At 61.3% G+C, this 1248-nt stretch carries 1 protein-coding gene; it reads left to right on the top strand.

From position 1 onward, the window contains the following. Positions 1-65 precede the first annotated feature (65 nt). Positions 66-1248: AAA family ATPase (locus NW819_RS12365; protein WP_414413925.1), on the top strand; the 1183-nt coding region annotated here is incomplete at its 3' end.

Here is a 1248-nt window from a genome sequence, read left to right as displayed (position 1 = left end):
AAAGTGCTCCGCACCGCTTACGTGAACGTACCGGCTTTCCCGGCCAGGTTCAATACAGCGACGACCTGAGTAAGCTTTTGGATATCCTGCCTGCTCCGATTCGTGAGCGCCTAGAACAGCATCCCCACTTGGATCGGTTGGTGGAGGTGGTGCTGGATTTGGGTCGCCGCCCCGAAGCCCGCTTCCCCGGCTTTGCCGATTACCTTTCAGAAGACGTGATCACCCGGGCCGACTTGGATCAGGTGATCAGCCGGGTTGGAGAGTTCAGCAGTGACAACCGCGCAGGCATTGCCTCTACCCTGCACCGGATCAGTGCCATCCGAAACCGCCAAGGCACGATCATCGGCCTTACCTGTCGGGTGGGTCGCTGCGTTATCGGCGTGATCAGCATGATCCGCGACCTGGTGGAACAGGGGCGCTCCATGCTGTTGCTGGGCCGACCGGGGGTGGGTAAAACCACGGCCTTGCGGGAGATTGCCCGTGTGCTGGCCGATGAGCTGGGCAAACGAGTGGTCATTATCGACACTTCCAACGAGATTGCCGGCGATGGCGATGTGCCCCATCCGGGTATTGGTCGGGCCAGACGGATGCAGGTGGCCAGCCCAGAGCTGCAGCACAAGGTGATGATTGAGGCGGTGGAGAACCACATGCCCGAAGTGGTGGTCATCGACGAGATCGGCACTGAACTGGAAGCTTTGGCCTCTCGTACCATTGCCGAGCGGGGGGTACAACTGGTGGCCACTGCCCATGGCAACCGCATCGACAACCTGATCAAAAATCCCACCCTCTCAGACTTGGTGGGCGGGATCCAATCCGTCACCCTGGGAGATGAAGAGGCGCGGCGGCGCGGCTCTCAAAAGAGTGTGTTGGAGCGCAAAGCTCCCCCTACGTTTGAGATTGCCATAGAGATGCTGGAGCGATCCCGCTGGGTCATCCACGAAGATGTGGCCGCCACTGTGGATCGTCTCTTGCGCAACCGCGAGCCGCTGACCCAAACCCGCAGTTTAGACGAACACGGCCAGGTGGTGATAGTGCGGAGCACCGCTGGCGCAAACGGGCGCCCGGCTCTATCTGGCCCCCAATGGCCCCCTGCCGGCAGCACAATCTCCGCAGCACGGGAGCGGGGAGGATGGCAACGCTCTGGACGGATGGAAGCTCTGCCTTCAGAGCCGCTTGAAAGTCGCTCGCAGCAGCAAGGAGAATCGGGTTTGCTCCTGGAGAGGCGAGAGGACTCCGTCCCGCTAACGC

Source organism: Synechococcus sp. R8-2, assembly GCF_047461715.1.
In the GTDB taxonomy this organism is placed as follows: Bacteria; Cyanobacteriota; Cyanobacteriia; order Thermostichales; family Thermostichaceae; genus Thermostichus.
Note: the sequence above shows the minus strand (reverse complement) of the source record. Positions and strands in the feature narration are given on the sequence as shown.